Source organism: Streptomyces sp. NPDC052109 (assembly GCF_040680195.1).
GTDB lineage: Bacteria > Actinomycetota > Actinomycetes > Streptomycetales > Streptomycetaceae > Streptomyces.
Genome location: NZ_JBFAWF010000029.1, coordinates 58,617 through 75,855, shown reverse-complemented (window position 1 = coordinate 75,855; position 17,239 = coordinate 58,617). Strand labels below are relative to the sequence as shown.

The window sequence follows — 17,239 nt, the reverse complement described above, 5'->3', positions numbered from 1 at the left end:
AGGGAGCCGCCGACGGTCGTCACGCCGAGCCCGCCGGGGACGGCCACGTACGGGTCGCGGCCGGGCGCGGGGGCCCGGCCGACGGGGCCGGTGGGTGCCTGCGGGTTCGCCCTCGGATCACCGTCCGCGGGGACGCCCAGCGGTCCCGTCGGACGCCGATCCACCGCGCCTCGCGGTCCCGCCGCGCCCATCGGATCCGGAGTGCCCGCCGGTCCGGCCGCGTCCACCGGATGCGTCACGCCCGCCCGCCCCGGCCCCACCCGCGCCACCGGGCCCGCCGAGTCCGGCGAAGCCGCTCTGGCCTCCGGCACCGCCGGAGGCACCGAAGCCGCCCAGGGCGCCGGGGCCCCCGAGAACACGGAGACGTTCCAGTTCGCGGCGGTCCCGCTTGGTGGGGCGGCCGGTGCCCCGGTCGCGGAGGCCGACGGGTGCGGCGGCCTCGCGGGGCGGAGGCGGCGGCGAATTGTCGACATAGCACTGGGTGGCCACGGGGGCGCCGACCCGTTTGCGGATCAGGCGCTTGACGATCACGATCCGTTCCCGGCCCTCGTGCCGCAGGCGCACCTCGTCGCCGACGCGCAGGGAGTAGGCGGGCTTCACCCGCTCGCCGTTCACATGGACGTGGCCGCCTCGGCAGGCGGCGGCGCCCAGGGAACGCGTCTTGATCAGACGCACTGCCCAGATCCAGCTGTCGATCCGGACCGTCTCGCCGCCGGCCGGTCCCGCGGCCTCGGCGGCGGCCACCGTGGCGGCGACCTTCGGATCGAGGGTCCGGTCGGCGGACGCGCCGGGGCTCTGAGTTCCCTGGGTGTCCTGGTCGGCGCCGGCGCCGGCCGGTCCACCGGTGCCGGGGTTCACGTTCTCGTCCGCGTGCTCGGAAGCCATGTCCCGACCTTAGCTCGCTCGGCCGGGCGGGCCGGAGGCGTTTTCCCGGGGGTGCCGGGTGGGGGAGAGGGGCCGCGCCGGGGCGGACGTATGACCCATGCCGTCCTCGCCCAGCCGATCCGCTGCCCGCTCGCCGACTTCGCCGGAGTCTCCCGCGCGGTCGTCGCCCCCCGGCAGGCGGCGCCGCGTTCACCTGAGCCGGCCAGGGCATACGGTGGCCGTATGGACGACAGCAGCGCTCTCGCCCGGCTCGACCGGCGTGTCGCGGACTGCCGGGCCTGTCCGCGGCTGGTCGAGTGGCGCGAGGAGGTGGCCCGCACCAAACGGGCCGCTTTCGCCGACTGGACGTACTGGGGGCGCCCGGTGCCCGGCTTCGGCCCCGCCGACGCCCGGCTGCTGATCATCGGGCTGGCCCCCGCCGCGCACGGCGGCAACCGCACCGGCCGGATGTTCACGGGCGACCGCTCCGGAGACGTGCTCTACCAGGCGCTGTACGACGTGGGGCTCGCCTCGCAGCCCGTCTCCGTCAGCGCCGACGACGGGCTGGAACTGTACGGGGTACGCGTGACCGCACCGGTGCACTGCGCTCCGCCCGCCAACAAGCCGACCCCCGGTGAGCGCGACACCTGCCGCCCCTGGCTGGTCCAGGAGCTGAGGCTGCTGCGCCCGACGGTGCGGGCCGCCGTCGTGCTCGGTGCCTTCGGCTGGCAGGCCGCGCTGCCCGCGTTCGCCGAGGCGGGATGGACCGTGCCCCGGCCCCGCCCGGTCTTCGCCCACGGCGCCCGGGTCGCGCTCGACGGTCTGGACCTCTTCGGCTGCTTCCACGTCAGCCAGCGCAACACCTTCACCGGCAGGCTCACCGCCGAGATGCTCCGTGAGGTGCTGAGTACGGCGGCGGAGGCGGCCGGCCTGCGGTAGCCGTCGCCCGGCCACCGAAGCGAAGCCGCCCCCCTCTGCCACCTTCGGCTCGGCCGCGGTCCGCGGTAGCCGTCTGCCGGTGACGGACGGCGTGGCGGTGGCGGTCGAGTTCGCCGGGTTCCTGGTCGCCCTGGGCCTGACCACCAGCCGGGCCGGCGGCCACGAGAAGCCGCTGCCGAAGGAGAGGAGGTGGGGCCGGCGGCCGGACGGGGAGCCGGAGCCGAGGAACGCCGGGCGGAGTCAGGGCCCGGGCCGCCAGACATAGCGCACATCCGGCTCCCGCTCCTCGTTGCCGCTGCCGTCGGTGAACTCGACGGCCGTGAAACCGTGCCGCTCGTAGAAGCGGTGGGCGGGCTTGTTGACCTGGAAGGTCCACAGGGTCAGCCCGCCCGGGCTGCGCTCCTTGGCCAGCGCGACGAACCGGTCGCCGATGCCACGCCCCCGCCACTCGGGATCCAGGTACAGCTGGGACAGCAACTCCCCGTCCAGCACCATCAGTCCGGCGATCCCGCAGCCCGCGGCCTCCGCCACCCACGTCTCCCGCAACGGTACGACGACGTCCCGGATGTACGCGCGCACCTCGTCGTCGGTGTGCGGCCGGACCACGGTGGGCAGGGCGGTGTCGAAGGACCGCAGATAGACGTCGGCCGCCGCCCTGGCGTCCTGCGCCACGGCCCGGCGCAGCAAGATCTCCTCCGTCACTGCTTCCCCTCCCCCTCCGGCACCACGGCCGTGGCCGTGATCTCCACCAGCTGCCCGGTGTAGCCGAGGCAGGCGACGCCGAGCAGCGTCGACGAGTGCGGCCCCGCGCTCAGCCCGGAGGCCTCCACGACCTCCCACACCGCGGACAGCACCGAGGGCTCACCGCTCACCACGTACACCTCAGTGGCGACCACATGCTCCAAGTCGCTGCCGACGGCGGCCAGTTGCTCCCGCAGATTGGCGATCACCCGCTCGGCCTGCCGGGCGGGGTCGCCGGGGCCGACGATCTCCCCCTTCTCGTCGAGCGGCACCGACCCGGCGAGAAAGGCGAGCCTGGTGCCCGCTTCCACCACCGAGGCGTGCGCGTACGTGGGCGGCGGGAAGAGGCCGGGTGCGTTCACTCGGCGGATCATGGCGGCTCCTGGGGCTGGCCGGATACGGTCAACTTCCGATCATCGGCGGCCCGTACGGCTCCACGCATCCCTATTTCCGGCGCCTCGTGCTCGTTCATCGGGTCGCCGTGCATCGGGGGCGCACCGTACGCTCCCCGACCGGAGGTGTAGCACCATGCCGACCCTGCCCGACGAAGAGTTCCTCTCCGTCACCGCCGACCGCCTCGCCGCCCTGCCCACCGTCCAGTCCGTCGCCCTCGGCGGCTCACGGGCCCAGGGCACCCATCGCCCCGACAGCGACTGGGACCTGGCGATCTACTATCGCGGCCCCTTCGATCCCGACGACCTGCGCGCCATCGGCTGGCCGGGCGAGGTCTCCGCGGTCGGCGGCTGGGGCGGTGGTGTCTTCAACGGCGGGGCCTGGCTGACGATCGACGGGCGCCGGGTCGATGTGCACTACCGGGACCTGGACGTGGTCGAGCACGAGCTGGCGGAGGCGGAGGAGGGACGGTTCCGGGTGGAGGCGCTGCTCTTCCACCTCGCCCAGATCCCCAGCTATCTCATCGTGGCCGAGCTGGCCGTCAACCAGGTACTCAGAGGTACCGTGCCCCGTCCGGCGGGCTACCCGGCCAAGCTGCGCGTCGCGGCCGCCGACCGCTGGCAGGGCACCGCCCGCGCCACACTCGCGTACGCGAAGGCCAACCACGCCGCCCACGGCCGACTCACGGAGACCGCCGGGTCCATCGCCACGGCCGCCGCCCAGGCCGCGCACGGCGTCCTCGCGGCACGCGGAGAGTGGGTGACGAACGAGAAGCGGCTGCTGGAGCGGGCCGGGCTGCGGGGGATCGACGCGGTGGTGGGTGGGCTGCGGGCCGAACCCGACGCGCTGGTCCGTGCCGTCACCGAGGCGGAGCGGATCACCGGCGCACCGCCCTCGTAAAGCAAGGCCCGGCGGCCCAACTGCGTTGCGTTCATAAAGAAACCGGGCCTTCCAAGCACCTTTCACCTGCCTGAAACGTGATCGCCCCGTTCGCCCAGCGAACGCCCCCTACTGTGGAGGCACGGTCCACCGGCCACCGTCGTCCGAAGGCCCACCCCGCCCTCGTATGAACAGGAGCCCCGTGTCCCGGCTCGCCGCACCCCCCTGGCTCGCCCACGCCCTGCGCGCCCAGCGCGGTCCCGTTCCCTGGAGTGCGGTGACCCGGGGCGCGCTCGCCTCCGGACCGCTGCTGCTCGCCGGTGTGCTCGCCGGACGGACGCCCGTCGGCGTGCTCGCCGCCATCGGTGCGATGCTCGCCGGCATCAACGACCGGCCCGGCAGCCGCCGGGCCTCCGTCACGCGGCTCGGGGTGCCCGCGCTGGCCGGCGCCCTCGGACTGCTCATGGGGACGTACGCCGGGGAGGGCCTGGCCGCCCTGCCGCTGACCCTGGTGCTCACGCTGCTCGGGCTGGTCGCCGGTGGCATCAGCGCGGTCGGGCCCGTCGCCTCGGCCGCGGGCACGCAGCTGCTCGTCGGTGCCGCGATCGGCGCCGGGATGCCGGCGGCCGAGAGCGGCTGGCAGCGGGCCCTCGCCTTCCTCGCCGGGGCCGGCTGGCTGCTGGTGCTGCGCCTCGCCCTGCCCACGCCCGGTTCGCTCGCCGGGGACTTCCGGTTCGACGGGGAGCGGGCGGCGGTCGCGGAGGTGTACGACGCCGTCGCCGCGCTGGTGGAGGCCGTGGGCGGGACGCATGCCACGGCACGGAGGGCCGCGCTCACCGCCGCCCTCGACCACGCCCAGGACGCCCTCACCGGGCCCCGGCTGCGCCGGTACGCCAGTTCCGCCGCCGAGCGCCGGCTGCACGCCCGGTACGCGGCCGCGCTGCCCCTCGCGGAGGCCGCCACCGCCCTGTTCTGGGCGGGGGAGCCGGTCTCTGCGCGGGCCGCGGAAGGACCCCGCAGGCTCGCCGCCGCCGTCCGAGAGAACACCGGCCCGGGCCCGCTGCCCGCCCCGCACCGGTCCGCTCCGGCTCTGCGTGCCCTCGACGACGCCCTCCTCCACGCCGCCGACGCCTTCGACCGCGGGAAGCCCACCGACCTGCACACCCGCAGGTGTAGGGCCGGGACCTCGGCGCGCATCGCCTTCGGCACCGGCGGGCGCGAGTACGGGCTGCGGGTCGCCCTGTGCTTCGGGGCCAGCGCCGCCATCGCACAGGCGCTGCACCACACCCGCTGGTACGGCCAGCACCAGCACTGGTACTGGCTGCCCGCCACCGCCGTCTTCCTCGTCAAGCCCGACCTCGGGCCGCTCGCCTCCCGGGTGCTGTGCCGGGCCGCCGGTACCGTGCTGGGCGCCCTGGTGTTCGCGGGGCTGGCCGCGCTGCTGCCACGGCCGGCGGGGCTGATCGTGCTGGTCGCGGTGTGCGGGGCGCTCGTGCCGGTCGCCACCCGGCACTTCGCCGCGCTGACCGCCGTCGTCACCGTTCTCGTCCTGGCCCTGATCATGGCCGGCGGTGAGCCGCAGGCCTCCGTCAGCCGGATCGGCGAGACCCTGCTGGCCTGCGCGCTCGTGCTGGTCGTCGGGCATCTGCCGATGCCGGGGGAGCGCGGTGGCCGGGTGCGGGCGCGGCTCGCCAGGGCCGGGAGCGCCGCGCACGCCTACCTCGCGCACGTCCTCGGCGGGTCCGGTGACCGCCCCGAGCGGTGGGCCCTGCGCCGCGAGGCCTACCGCGCCCTCGCCGAGGCCCGTGCCGCCATCGCCCTCGCCGCCGCCGAACTCCCCTTCCTCGCCCGGCACTCGGAGGGAGCGGACGAGATCGCCGCGATCCTCGAACGGCTCGTGGACACGACCACGGCCTGCGCCGTCCACCTCGACGACTCCGGCCGCCTCCCGGCCCGGCACCTGGACCAGCTCGCCGCGCTGCTGGCCGAGTTCGACAGGTGCCGGGAGCGGACGGCGCTACGGCTGTCCGAGACGCCTCTCGCGGGGTGAGTTCCACAATCCCTGACGTTTCATCAAATCCCTTTGCCCACAGGGAGAATCAACCCACGGTGGCGTGCCCGCGTCCAAGAAAGAGGTCCGTGTTCCCCGCCCAGGGAGAGGTTCATGCCCCGACTCACTCGTCTCAGACTCGCGACCGGCACAGCCACGGCCGTCGTCGCCGCCGTCGTGCTCGCGGCGTCGCCCGCGGCCGCCGACGGACCGACCGTGTCCCAGCCGCACATCGTCGCCCGCTTCGACCTCGCGACTGGACAGTCGCCCGAGAACATCACGGTCGAGCCCGACGGCTCCGCCGACCTGACCTTCGCTCCCGCCCGGCAGATCGCCCACGTCACCCCGGACGGGCACATGACGATCCGCGCGACCCTGCCCGACGAGCCGAACGCCGACACCCCCAACCTGAAGGCCGCGACCGTCTTCGGCATCGTCCGCGCCCAGGACGGCACCCTCTACGTCAACTACGCCACGGGCACCGACAAGACCGGCATCTGGCGCATCGCCCCCGGCGGCGGCGCGCCCCGGCAGATCGCCCAACTGCCCGCGACCGCGCTTCCCAACGGTCTCGCCCTCGACGAACGCCACGGCGTGCTCTACGCCGCCGACTCGGTGCAAGGGGTCGTGTGGCGGGTTCCGCAGGCCGGCGGCACGCCGACCGTGTGGGCCAGGGATGCCGCCCTCACCCCGGTCCCCGTGACCGGCGCCGGATACGGTGCCAACGGCGTCAAGGTCCACGACGGTGCCGTGTGGGTGTCCAACAGTGACCGGGGGACGCTGCTGCGCATCCCCGTGCGGGGGAACGGCTCCGCGGGGCCGGTCGAGACCCGGGCCACCGGACTCGACCACGTCGACGACTTCACGTTCGCGTCACCGTACGGCGACACCGTGTTCGCGGCCCTGATCGGTGACAGCGAGGTCGCCGAGGTGCACCCGGACGGCACCCACACCGTCGTCCTCACCCCGGCGGACGGGCTGGCCAACCCGACGTCCCTGGCCGTGCACGACGGGACGCTCTATGTCGACAGTGCCGCGTACTTCACCCAGCAGTCCCCGAATCTGCTGCTGGCCGACCTGAGCTGCGGACTCGGGAACTGACGGGCCCGGCGGCGGGGCGGCCCGGCCCACCGGCCGGACCCCGCCCCGCCGTGCGCGGAGCGCCCGCGCGGCCGGTCTCGGTGAGGGCGTGGGCAGCCTCGCGACGGGGCGGCGCGCCGCCACCGCGCCGGTCGACCTCACCGGCCCGCACACCCGGCCGGTCCACGACCTCGCCGCCACCCTCGTCCACAGCGCCCGCTCCTCGGACGTCCGCACGACGGTCGTCGACGGCCGGGTCCTGACGCGGGTCCGGCGCCTGCTCACCATCGAGGTGCCGTCCGTCGCGGGCGAGTTGGCGAGACGGCTGCCCCGCACCGGCCGACCGCGGGCCCGGGCAGCGTATCCGGGAGTGCGACACCTGAGCCCGCGTAGGCTGACGGCCATGGATCTCGCGCACGGCCTCGTCGATCACCCCTATGACGTCTACCGGCGCCTGCGCGACACCGCGCCCGTGCACCGCGTCACCGGACCCGACGGCACCTCCGCCTGGCTGGTCACCCGGTACGAGGACGTCCGGGCCGCGCTCGCCGACCCGCGGCTCTCGCTGGACAAGCGGCACGCGTCGGCCGGCGCCTACAAGGGGCTCTCCCTGCCGCCCGCGCTCGACGTCAACCTCCTCAACATGGACCCGCCGGACCACACCCGTATCCGGCGCCTGGTCGGCCGCGCGTTCACACCGGGCCGCGTCCAGCGGCTGCGCGAGCCGGTCCGCCGCACCGCCGACCGGCTCCTGGACGCCCTCGGCCCGCACGGCACCACCGACCTGATCGCCTCCTACGCCGCCCCGCTGCCGATCACCGTCATCTGCGACCTGCTCGGCATCCCGCAGCCGGACCGGCTGGACTTCCGGCAGTGGACCGACACCCTGATGACGCCCGACCCGTCCCGCCCGGACGCCTCGAAGGAGGCGATGGCCGCGATGCTCGGCTTCCTGACCCGCCTCCTCGCCGCCAAGCGTGCCGAGCCCGCCGACGACCTGCTGTCCGGCCTGATCGCCGTACGGGACGAGGGTGACCGGCTCACCGAGGACGAGCTGATGTCGCTGGCCTTCCTCATCCTCTTCGCCGGTTACGAGAACACGGTCCATCTCATCGGCAACGCCGTCCTCACCCTCCTCCAGCACCCGGACCAGCTGGCCCGGTTGCGCAAGGACCCGGCCCGACTTCCCGCCGCCGTGGACGAGTTGATGCGCCTCGAGGGCCCCGCCCTGCTCGCCATCCGCCGGTTCCCGGTCGAGGACGTGACGATCGCCGGCGTCACCGTCCCCGCCGGGGAGACGGTGTGGGTGTCGCTGTCCGCCGCCAACCGTGACCCCGCCCGTTTTCCCGACCCCGGCCGCCTCGACCTCTCCCGCGACACCGCCGGTCATCTGGCCCTCGGCCACGGCATCCACCACTGCCTCGGCGCGCCCCTGGCCCGCGCGGAGACGGAGATCGCCCTGGCGGCCCTGCTGGACCGCCTCCCCGAACTCGCCCTGGCGGAGCCCGAGCCCACCTGGCGCCCGTCGATGCGCGTCCGCGGGCTGAGCTCGCTGCCGGTGACGTACTGACCCTCCGGGGAGTGCCGGAAAGCCGGAGACACAGGCAGCGCGGGCGCCGGAAAAAAATCTCCGCGCGGCGCGATGAGTTCCGCTCCCGGCGACGGTCACCACCTCGAACCGACCGTCGGACAGGAGGGCCCATGTCGTTCCCGGAGATCGTCTCGCGCGAGCGGTGGCGCGCGGCGCGCGAGGAGTTGCTGCGCAAGGAGGAGGCGGCCAGCCGGGCGCGCGCGGCGCTCGCGGAGGAGCGGCGGCGGCTGCCGATGGTCGAGGTCGACTCGGAGTACGTCTTCGAGGGCGGCGACGGAAAGGTCACTCTCCTGGGCCTCTTCGAGGGCCGGGCCCAGCTCGTCGTCCACCACTTCATGTTCGCGCCGGAGTGGCAGACCGGCTGTCCTTGCTGCGCGGCCTTCCTGGACCAGGTCGGGCATCTCGCCCATCTGCGCGCACGGAGCACCTCGTTCGCGGCCGTCTCCCGGGCGCCGTTCACCAGGATCCTGCCGTTCAAGGCGCGGATGGGCTGGGCGGTGCCCTGGTACTCGTCGTCCGACGGCGACTTCAATCTCGACTTCGAGGCCACCGTGACGTCGGACGGGGGCCTGGTCGAGCGCCCGGGCCTGAGCTGTTTCCTGCGCGACCGCGACCGGGTCTTCCACACCTATTCGGCGTACGACGACGGGCTGGACGCGGTCGGCACCCTTGCCGGTCTGCTCGATCTCACCGTCCTCGGCCGCACTCCCGTCGGCAGCGACCGGCTCCGCCTTCACGACGAGTACGACGTCTGACACGGACGGTGCGGTTCGTGTCACCAAGTGAACGGATTCTCACGGTCCGCGCCGAACGGGTGTAGGTAATGTCTCAGTACCGTCTCTGAGCGAGGCGTTTCCCTTCTCCAGAGCGTTAACTCCAACAAGTACGACGCTTCTGGAGGTGCGAGATGGTGAACGGGCGAACGGTGCTCGAACGCTTTCCCGCCGGTGGTCCGCGGGGATCCTGGCCCGCGGAGGAGTTCGCGCACGCGCGGCGACTGGAAGGCCTGCCGGCCGAGGTCGTCATGGACCTCGCGACGGACACGTTCCTGGTGATCGTGCGGGGCGCCGAGGCCGCCGAGTGAGGCCACCGACGCCTCCCGGCCGGCTCGGGTGGGCGTCGGCGCCGGTACCTCCGCCGTGAACGGTTCCGCCTGGAGCGCGTACAGCTCGGCGTGGACACCGCCCCTGGCCGGCGGCTCCTGAGGCGTGCCGGACTCCACCAGCCGCCCGTGCTCCAGCACATGCACCAGGTCGGCGTCCGGATCCTCTCGAACACCTCCAGCTCGGCCCGCGCGTCCGTCGACTCGTCCACGAGCAGCACCCGCCCGCGCAGGTACGCCGCCCGGGCGATGCCGAGCCGCTGCCCCTGGCCGCCGGACAGTTCGTGCCCGCCGCCGAAGGCGCGGGCCGGCGGGATGTCCAGACCCGTGGCAGCCCGGCGGCCACGTCCTCGGCGCCCGCCTCGGCGACGGCCTCGGCCAGGCGTTCCCCGGCATGGGTGCGCCGGAGCGGCCGACGGCCACGTTCCCCCGGGCGGTGAACGGCCGGCGCTTGAAGTCGTGGGAGACCATCGCGACGCCCTCGGCGAGCAGCCGCCGGTCGGCGCGTGCCGCGTCGACGCCGTCCCACAGGAGGTCCGGGCCGGTCAGCGGCCTGCCGAGCGCGCTGTTCAGGGCGAGCGGGCTCACGCCTGGGCGCCGCCGCGCGCCGTTTCGGCGGCGGGCACGACCCACTTGGCGCGGGTGTCGCCTGCAGCGCCGGCCGGAGACTGGAGGCCGGCCTGCCTGGCAGCCGGACCGGCGTCGCGCGGAAGCCGGCATCAGGACGGCGTCCTCGTGCTCGCTCCAACCCGTGTCGTAGCGCGGCGGCCCCCCGAACAGCAGCCGCTCGGACTCCGACACCGCAGGCTCGGGCAGCCCCTGCCGCTTCCACACGACCGACCTCCCCGGTGCCCTCACCGAACGGCCGCTATCCCCGGACGCACCGGCACGGGGCAGGGCGCGTGGGGGCGCGCGGAGAAGTGCAGGGGGGTGACGGGGGCTTGCGGGCGCCTTCGCGGGGAGCATGGGCCGCAGCCGACGATGAAACAGGAGCCGGCACTCCCGTGGCCGTCACGGCCCGGGTCAGTGCAGCGCTTGCGCCCGGGACCAGTCCGGGGTCGTCCCGGTCACCCGGCACAGGGCCAGGTACAGGGGGATCGGCGGGGTGTAGGGGACGGTGCCCTCGGGCCGGTGGATGAGCCGGGCCGTGCCGGTGACCAGGGCGCCGGGGGAGTAGTGGGCCGGGGACGGCCAGGGAAGGGCGTAGTCGGAGTCCGACGGGACGATCCACCACCAGCAGGCGCCGTCGGTGTACACGCAGCCCAGCCGCGGCAGCCGGGATGCGACCAGCGGGCCGAGCCGGTCGGGCAGGGCCACGGCGTCCCGGCCGAGGGGCGCGGTCATGCCGTCCGGCAGGGCGAGCCGGCGGGGTGCGTCCGGGACGGACCTGCGGCGCTGCAGTCGTACCAGGGTGTCGAGCCCGAGGCCTTGGCCGACCGCGCCGGTCCGGAAGGGGTCTCCGGCGTCGTACGGGGCGGTGCCTGCGGCGCCACGAGGTTCCGAGCCGATGGTCCCGGGCGTGTCGGAGCGGGTGGGGCCGTGCCCTTCCGAGTCCGTGAAACCCGGCCGGCCGGAGCCGTGGCCGCTGGTCACAGGCGTTCCCCGGCGCGGCGCTGCTCGGGAGGCCGGTGCTGCTCGGGGGTGCGGTGCGGAGACTGGTGCGGCGGCCGGTCCAGGATCCGGCGCTGGTCCGGCGCATGTCGCCGCCCTGGCCCGGCAGTCCCGTGCCGGCCCTCCGGCGACTCGTCCTGGTCGGGGTCACCCGGGCGGCCCGGCTTGGGGCGGGCGCCCCAGCCCAGGTCGTTGCGGAGGCCGGCGGTGTCGTCGGTCGCGTCGGCCCGGCGGGCCAGCTCGGCCCAGACCAGCAGGCCGGGCCCGTGTTCCTGGGCGCCCCAGGCCCGGCACAGCGCGTCGACGAGAAGCAATCCCCTCCCGTGCTCCTCGTCAGGCCGCTGCGGGGAGGGGTGGGGTTCGCCGGGGGCGCAGCCCTCGTCGCGTACGGCTATGCGCACGGTGTCGTCGTGGTCGTGCAGCTCGCACACCACACGACTGCTCGCGGTGTGCACGATCGCGTTCGTGACCAGCTCGGATATGACCAGAGCCGCGCTGTCGCAGGTGTCCCCGCACACCGACCAGCCGGTCAGCCGGGCGTGCGCCAGACGTCTCGCCTGCGCGACGGAACCCGGATGTGCGGCCAGCTCGAAGCGGAACCGGCGCCCGGCAGCGTCCCCTTGAGGGGCTGCTCCGGCGGCGGCACCGAGACCGGAACGGTCTGCGGCGTCTGTTCCTAAGGGCGCGGACGGAATCACGCTTGCCACTATCTCCCCGCCGTGAACACTTGGCAAGTAGCACTCTGAAAATTGCAGAGTGCTGTGTGACTCGGTCAGAGGCCGTGGCACACTGCTCGCAACAGCACGTCGAGCGGCGCCAATTGGGGTCATCGAGGATCCGACCGGTCTTCGAATGCATCTTCGAACGGCGCCGCAGGGCTGTCGGGCAACGCTTCGGTGGAGGCTTCGGCTTCGGTGGAGCTTTCGGGGGAGTCATCGATGGAGGTGGGAGCGTGAGCGAACCGCGGTCCGCGCCGACGGTGGGCCAGGTAGTCCTCGGCCGACGCCTGTTGGAGCTGCGGGAACGCGCCGGGCTGAAGCGCGAGGAGGCCGCCCGCGTGCTGCGTGTCGCGCCCGCCACCGTCCGCCGCATGGAGACGGCCGAAGTCGCCCTCAAGATCCCGTACCTGCAACTGCTGCTGAAGGCCTACGGCGTCCCCGACGACGAGGCCGAACTCTTCGTCCAACTGGCCGAGGACGCCAACAGGCCCGGCTGGTGGCAGCGCTTCCACGACATCCTGCCCGGCTGGTTCTCGATGTACGTCAGCCTGGAGGGCGCGGCCGGCCTCATCCGCTCCTACGAGCCGCACTTCGTCCCCGGCCTGCTGCAGACCGAGGACTACGCGCGCGGAGTGCTCAAGTCCGGCGCCATCGGCCAGACCAGCCCGGACGACATCGAACGGCACGTCGCCCTGCGCATGCAGCGCCAGGAACTGCTCACCCGCCCCGACGCCCCCCGTTTCTGGGCGGTGATGGACGAGACCGCCCTGCGCCGCATGGTCGGCGGTCCCGAGGTCATGCGTGCGCAGATCGACAAGTTGCTCGAGGCCACGAAGCTGCCCCAGGTGACGCTCCAGGTCGCCCCGTTCGCGAGCGGGCCGCACCCGGGTACGTACGGGCCCTTCGTGCTGTTCCGATTCGCCATGCCGGAGCTGCCGGACATGGTCTACAGCGAGTACCTGACCGGCGCGGTCTACCTGGACGCGCGCGCCGAGGTGGCGACCCATCTCGAGGTCATGGACCGCATGGCGGCGCAGGCCGCTACGGCACAACGCACGAAGGAGATCCTCCGGGATCTCCGCAAGGAGCTGTGAATGGATCGCATCAAGCCGCGCGGACACGTCTACAACGGCATGCCCGCGCGGGAGCTGGGCAGCGAGGGCTGGCACAAGCCCTGGAGCGGCGGCAACGGCGGAAACTGTCTGGAGGCCATGAAGCTCGCCGACGGCCGGATCGCGGTACGCCAGTCCACCGACCCGGACGGCCCGGCGCTGATCTACACCGCGGACGAGATGACCGCGTTCATCGAGGGCGCCAAGGCCGGGGAGGCCGACTTCCTGCTCTCCTGATCGCACATGCGTTGATTCCCGCTCAACCTCCCTGTCGTGGTGCCCCTTGGGCGTGCAGGTTCACGTCACCGCCGCCGACCCCGATCCGAGAACGGTGCCTCCCAGCCGGGAGGCAACACCCCGCACAACGCCTCCAACGCCGCGCCATAGGCGTGTTCGGCGGCGGCCGCATAGCCCACCACCAGCCCGTCACCCGCCGTCGGCTCCGCCTCCGGATGCCGGAACGCGGCGAGTCCGTCCAGCGCTACGCCCTGCCGCGCGGCGGCCTTCACCGTGGACCGCTCGGTGCCCGGCGGCAGCCTCAGCACCGCGTGCAGCCCGGCCGCGATGCCCGTCACCTCGACATGCGGCACGTGCTCGGCGAGCATGGCGACGAGCCGGTCACGCCGACGCCGGTAGCGCTGCCGCATGCGCCGCACATGACGATCGTACGACCCGGAGACGATGAACTCCGCCAGCGCCAGCTGGTCCAGGACACCTGTCCAGCCCTCCCGTTCTCCCTTCGCCGCGAGCACCGGCTCGACGTACCGCTGGGGCAGGACCATCCAGCCCAGCCGCAGCGCCGGGGACAGGCTCTTGCTGACCGACCCGATATGGATCACCCGCTCCGGATCGAGGCCCTGCAGCGCGCCGACCGGCTTGCGGTCGTACCGGAACTCGCCGTCGTAGTCGTCCTCCAGCACGACCGTCCCCCGCGCGCGAGCCCAGTCGATCACCGCCGCCCGGCGCTCCGGGTGCAGCGGGCCGCCGGTCGGGAACTGGTGCGCCGGCGTGAGCAGCACGGCACGCTCCCGAGCGAGCACGTCCACACGCGCGCCGTCTTCGTCCAGCGGCAGCGGCACCGTCCGCACCCCGGCCGTGGCCAGCAACCCCCGGTGGAAGTCCAGCCCGTACGCCTCCACGCCCAGCGGGCCGCGCAGCACCCCGCCCGCGCCCTGGCCGAACAGCAGCCGCAGCGCGTGCGCGAAGCCCGAGCAGACGACGATCCGGTCCGGCTCGGTCCGCACCCCACGCGCGCGTGCCAGATACTCCGCCAGCGCCTCCCGCAACTCCCGCCGCCCGGCCGGATCCCCCGGCCCGAACGCCTCGCTCGGCGCCGCGCGCACCGCCCGCCGATAGGAGGCGGACCAGGCCGCCCGCGGGAACGCCGAGGCGTCCGGCCTGCCCTGCCGCAGATCGTGCCGCGGACCACGCGCGCGGGCCGGTGCCTGCACGGGCGTTCCCCCGGCGGATCGCAGCGCCTCCGCCCTCCCCCACCGCCCGAAAGCCGAGGGAGGCACCCCCAGGGCGACCCGGGTGCCCGAGCCCTGGCGGGCGGTCAGCCAGCCCTCCGCGACCAGTTCCGCGTAAGCGTCGGCCACCGTGTTGCGGGCCACGCCCAGATCCGCGGCGAGCGACCGGTACGACGGCAACCGGGAGCCCGGCGCCAGCCGTCCGCCGCGCACGGCCTCCCTCAGCGCCCGGGTCAGCGCCGCCCTGCGGCCGCCCGGCCCCGACAGCTCCAGATGCAGGTCGACGCCGATCCGCTCCGCGGAATTGACCCACGATTCCGTCATGGAAATGCACCCCATCGCCGGTCTGTCCGGGCCGTAGGTTGAAGCCATGACGACGCACACGACGACCGCCGCAGCCGACATCACCACCTCGATCGCCGAGGCCTCCCGCACCCGACTGGACTTCGCGAAGTCCGCCCCCAAGGTCTTCCGTGCCATCGTCGGCTTCGACGCCGCCGCCCGCGCGGGCCTCGACCCTGCGCTGGTCGAGCTGATCCAGATCCGCGCCTCGCACCTCAACCACTGCGCCTACTGCCTGCACATGCACACGAACGACGCCCGCAAGGCGGGCGAGAACGAGGACCGGCTGCACATGGTCGCCGTCTGGCGCGAGGCCCGGCACTTCTTCACTCCGAAGGAGCAGGCCGCCCTCGCGCTCACCGAGGCCCTTACCCTCGTCGCCGACGCCGGCGTCCCCGACACCGTCCACGCCGAGGCCGCGGCCCGCTTCGACGAGGAGGAACTCGCCCACGTCATCGCCCTGATCTGCGCGATCAACACGTGGAACCGGGTGGCCCTGTCGACGGGCAAGGTGGCGGGGACGGACGAGCGGAAGGGCTGACCGGAGCACGACCGACGCCGGTCACCACCACGAGCTGCCGCCGAAACCGTCGGCCACACCTCTGCCTCGTCGACTGGACTCCCGTCGACGGGACTCTCATCGGCTGGAACGTCATCGACTGGGCCCCCATCGACTGGGCCCCATCGACTAGACCCTCATCGGCCGATCCCCCGGAGAGACCGGGGCCGGCAGCTGTGAACTCCCGGTCAGATAGCGGTCGACAGCCGCCGCCACCGCCCGCCCCTCGGCTATCGCCCAGACGATGAGCGACTGCCCGCGCGCCGCGTCCCCTGCGGCGAACACCCCGGGGACGTTGGTGGCGAAGCCGTCGTCCCGGGCGATCGTGCCGCGCGGAGCGAGCTCCAGCCCCAACTGCCCGATCAACCCGTCCTCCTGGTCCGGCCCGGAGAACCCGAGGGCGAGCAGCACGAGATCAGCGGCAAGCGTCCGCTCGGTGCCCGCCACGGGCTGCCGTCGCTCGTCGACCTCCACCAGGCGCAGCGACCGCACATGCCCGCCGTCGTCCCCGGTGAAGTGGAGCGTGGACGCCGCGAACAGCCGCGCGTCCGCGTCCGCCGCCGGCGCCGTCCGCAGGTCCCGGGACTCCTCGTGCGCGGCCGACAGCCGGTAGATCTTCGGGTACGTCGGCCAGGGCTCGGTGTCCTCGTCGCGCTCGGTGCCCGGCTGCGCGTAGATGTCCAGCTGGCTCACGGACGCGGCCCGCTCACGCACCGCGGTGCCCAGACAGTCCGCCCCGGTGTCGCCGCCGCCGACGATCACCACATGCTTGCCGGCCGCGGACAGCGGTGAAACCTCCAGATCCCCCTCGCACACCCGGTTCGCCAGCGGCAGATACTCCATCGCCTGGTGTATCCCGTCCAACTCCCGTCCCGGTACCGGAAGTTCCCGCCACGCCGTGGCCCCCGTGGCGATGACCACGGCGTCGTACCGCCCCCGCAGCTCCACCGCCCCCACGTCCCGCCCGACCGCCGTCGACGTACGGAACTTCGTCCCCTCGGCCCGCATCTGATCGATCCGCCGTTCCAGATGCCGCTTCTCCATCTTGAACTCGGGGATCCCGTAGCGCATCAGCCCGCCGATCCGGTCGTCCTTCTCGTAGACGGCGACCGTGTGCCCGGCCCGGGTCAGCTGCTGCGCCGCGGCGAGCCCGGTGGGCCCCGAGCCGATGACGGCGACCGTCTTACCGGTCAGCCGCTCGGGCGGCCGCGCAGGGACGAAACCTTCCTCCCACGCCCGGTCGGCGATCGCGCACTCGACGTTCTTGATGGTGACGGCCGGCTGGTTGATCGCCAGAACGCATCCCGCCTCACAGGGCGCCGGACACAACCGGCCGGTGAACTCCGGGAAGTTGTTCGTCGCGTGCAGCCGGTCGCTCGCCGCCCGCCAGTCCTCCCGCGAGACGAGGTCGTTCCACTCCGGGATCAGGTTCCCCAGCGGGCAGGCGTGGTGGCAGAACGGGATGCCGCAGTCCATGCACCGGTCGGCCTGCTTGCTGATGATGGGCAGCAGCGCTCCCGGGACGTACACCTCGTCCCAGTCCCGCACCCGCTCGTCGACGGGCCGCCGCGGCCACTCCTGGCGCGGCGTGGTCATGAACCCCTTGGGATCGGCCATGATCGTCTTCCTCGCGTACGGGTACCGCGCGGGCACCGGTGTACGACGGGCCGTACGTCGTCGGGCGGCGTTCCCCGGCACTCTTTCGGCCACGATACGTCCGCGCCGACCGTCCCGCAGAGTGGCGGACAGCGCTTTCTGGCAAGGCGTCCTCGGCCCGGCACCATCCGT

17 protein-coding genes and 2 pseudogenes are annotated in these 17,239 nt (G+C 73.7%); 11 read left to right on the top strand and 8 right to left on the bottom strand.

Translation table 11 applies throughout. The features are described 5' to 3' along the window. Positions 1 to 117: 117 nt before the first annotated feature. Positions 118 to 885 (bottom strand): RNA-binding S4 domain-containing protein, encoded by a 768-nt coding sequence (locus AB0L59_RS37340; RefSeq protein WP_365591291.1) that lies wholly within the window; start codon positions 883 to 885, stop codon positions 118 to 120. A gap of 222 nt (positions 886 to 1,107) precedes the next feature. On the opposite strand from AB0L59_RS37340, the gene AB0L59_RS37335 reads away from it, so the two are divergent. Together AB0L59_RS37335 and AB0L59_RS37330 are read left to right on the top strand one after the other, a co-directional pair. After that, entirely contained in the window at positions 1,108 to 1,803 is a 696-nt protein-coding gene (locus AB0L59_RS37335; protein ID WP_365591339.1) for a uracil-DNA glycosylase, read from the top strand. A 73-nt stretch (positions 1,804 to 1,876) separates the two neighbouring features. Next, a pseudogene (locus tag AB0L59_RS37330) lies at positions 1,877 to 2,068 on the top strand (hypothetical protein); the annotation flags it as partial. Here the strand turns inward: AB0L59_RS37330 and AB0L59_RS37325 are convergent. Both AB0L59_RS37325 and AB0L59_RS37320 read right to left on the bottom strand, forming a co-directional pair. Continuing rightward, positions 2,044 to 2,505 (bottom strand): GNAT family N-acetyltransferase, encoded by a 462-nt coding sequence (locus AB0L59_RS37325; RefSeq protein ID WP_365591289.1) that lies wholly within the window; start codon positions 2,503 to 2,505, stop codon positions 2,044 to 2,046. The pseudogene AB0L59_RS37330 and the gene AB0L59_RS37325 sit on opposite strands and share 25 nt — an antisense overlap. Beyond that, on the bottom strand, positions 2,502 to 2,918 hold the full coding sequence (locus AB0L59_RS37320) for a RidA family protein (RefSeq protein WP_365591287.1): 417 nt from the start codon (positions 2,916 to 2,918) through the stop codon (positions 2,502 to 2,504). The genes AB0L59_RS37325 and AB0L59_RS37320 overlap by 4 nt, the downstream gene beginning before the upstream one ends. 154 nt (positions 2,919 to 3,072) lie before the next feature. Here AB0L59_RS37320 and AB0L59_RS37315 point away from each other — a divergent pair, with 154 nt between their 5' ends. From AB0L59_RS37315 to AB0L59_RS37290, 6 genes are all read left to right on the top strand, one after another. Continuing rightward, positions 3,073 to 3,837: a nucleotidyltransferase domain-containing protein gene (locus tag AB0L59_RS37315; protein WP_365591286.1), complete on the top strand. Its 765-nt coding sequence runs from the start codon at positions 3,073 to 3,075 to the stop codon at positions 3,835 to 3,837. Between the two features lie 166 nt (positions 3,838 to 4,003). Beyond that, a complete protein-coding gene (locus AB0L59_RS37310; protein WP_365591285.1) occupies positions 4,004 to 5,866 on the top strand; it encodes an FUSC family protein in 1,863 nt (620 codons plus the stop codon). 114 nt (positions 5,867 to 5,980) lie between these two features. Continuing rightward, complete coding sequence (locus AB0L59_RS37305; RefSeq protein WP_365591283.1) at positions 5,981 to 6,967, top strand: hypothetical protein; 987 nt, start codon at positions 5,981 to 5,983, stop codon at positions 6,965 to 6,967. 382 nt (positions 6,968 to 7,349) lie between these two features. Next, positions 7,350 to 8,516, top strand: a complete 1,167-nt coding sequence (locus AB0L59_RS37300; RefSeq protein WP_365591338.1) for a cytochrome P450 — start codon at positions 7,350 to 7,352, stop codon at positions 8,514 to 8,516. A gap of 131 nt (positions 8,517 to 8,647) precedes the next feature. Continuing rightward, entirely contained in the window at positions 8,648 to 9,292 is a 645-nt protein-coding gene (locus AB0L59_RS37295) for a DUF899 domain-containing protein (RefSeq protein ID WP_365591282.1), read from the top strand. Positions 9,293 to 9,444: 152 nt separating this feature from the next. Continuing rightward, positions 9,445 to 9,621 carry a hypothetical protein gene (locus AB0L59_RS37290; protein WP_194293908.1) on the top strand — a complete coding sequence of 59 codons (177 nt, stop codon included), beginning with the start codon at positions 9,445 to 9,447 and terminating at the stop codon, positions 9,619 to 9,621. Positions 9,622 to 9,657: 36 nt separating this feature from the next. Here AB0L59_RS37290 and AB0L59_RS37285 read toward each other — a convergent pair. The 3 genes and pseudogenes from AB0L59_RS37285 to AB0L59_RS37275 form a co-directional block, all read right to left on the bottom strand. After that, positions 9,658 to 10,173, bottom strand: a pseudogene (locus AB0L59_RS37285) (ATP-binding cassette domain-containing protein); the annotation flags it as partial. A 489-nt stretch (positions 10,174 to 10,662) separates the two neighbouring features. After that, on the bottom strand, positions 10,663 to 11,049 hold the full coding sequence (locus AB0L59_RS37280; RefSeq protein ID WP_365591337.1) for a hypothetical protein: 387 nt from the start codon (positions 11,047 to 11,049) through the stop codon (positions 10,663 to 10,665). Positions 11,050 to 11,228: 179 nt separating this feature from the next. After that, positions 11,229 to 11,957, bottom strand: coding sequence for an ATP-binding protein (locus AB0L59_RS37275; protein ID WP_365591280.1), 729 nt, complete (start codon positions 11,955 to 11,957; stop codon positions 11,229 to 11,231). A 245-nt stretch (positions 11,958 to 12,202) separates the two neighbouring features. Between AB0L59_RS37275 and AB0L59_RS37270 the strand changes: the two genes are divergently transcribed. Together AB0L59_RS37270 and AB0L59_RS37265 are read left to right on the top strand one after the other, a co-directional pair. Then, positions 12,203 to 13,063, top strand: a complete 861-nt coding sequence (locus AB0L59_RS37270; RefSeq protein WP_365591278.1) for a helix-turn-helix transcriptional regulator — start codon at positions 12,203 to 12,205, stop codon at positions 13,061 to 13,063. Next, positions 13,064 to 13,318, top strand: a complete 255-nt coding sequence (locus AB0L59_RS37265) for a DUF397 domain-containing protein (protein WP_365591276.1) — start codon at positions 13,064 to 13,066, stop codon at positions 13,316 to 13,318. It abuts the gene before it with no gap. Between the two features lie 65 nt (positions 13,319 to 13,383). On the opposite strand, the gene AB0L59_RS37260 is transcribed toward AB0L59_RS37265, so the two are convergent. Beyond that, complete coding sequence (locus tag AB0L59_RS37260) at positions 13,384 to 14,874, bottom strand: PLP-dependent aminotransferase family protein (RefSeq protein WP_365591274.1); 1,491 nt, start codon at positions 14,872 to 14,874, stop codon at positions 13,384 to 13,386. Between the two features lie 46 nt (positions 14,875 to 14,920). On the opposite strand from AB0L59_RS37260, the gene AB0L59_RS37255 reads away from it, so the two are divergent. Further along, positions 14,921 to 15,433 carry a carboxymuconolactone decarboxylase family protein gene (locus tag AB0L59_RS37255; protein WP_365591272.1) on the top strand — a complete coding sequence of 171 codons (513 nt, stop codon included), beginning with the start codon at positions 14,921 to 14,923 and terminating at the stop codon, positions 15,431 to 15,433. A 147-nt stretch (positions 15,434 to 15,580) separates the two neighbouring features. On the opposite strand, the gene AB0L59_RS37250 is transcribed toward AB0L59_RS37255, so the two are convergent. Continuing rightward, positions 15,581 to 17,068, bottom strand: a complete 1,488-nt coding sequence (locus tag AB0L59_RS37250) for a glutamate synthase subunit beta (protein WP_365591270.1) — start codon at positions 17,066 to 17,068, stop codon at positions 15,581 to 15,583. Between the last annotated feature and the right edge of the window lie 171 nt (positions 17,069 to 17,239).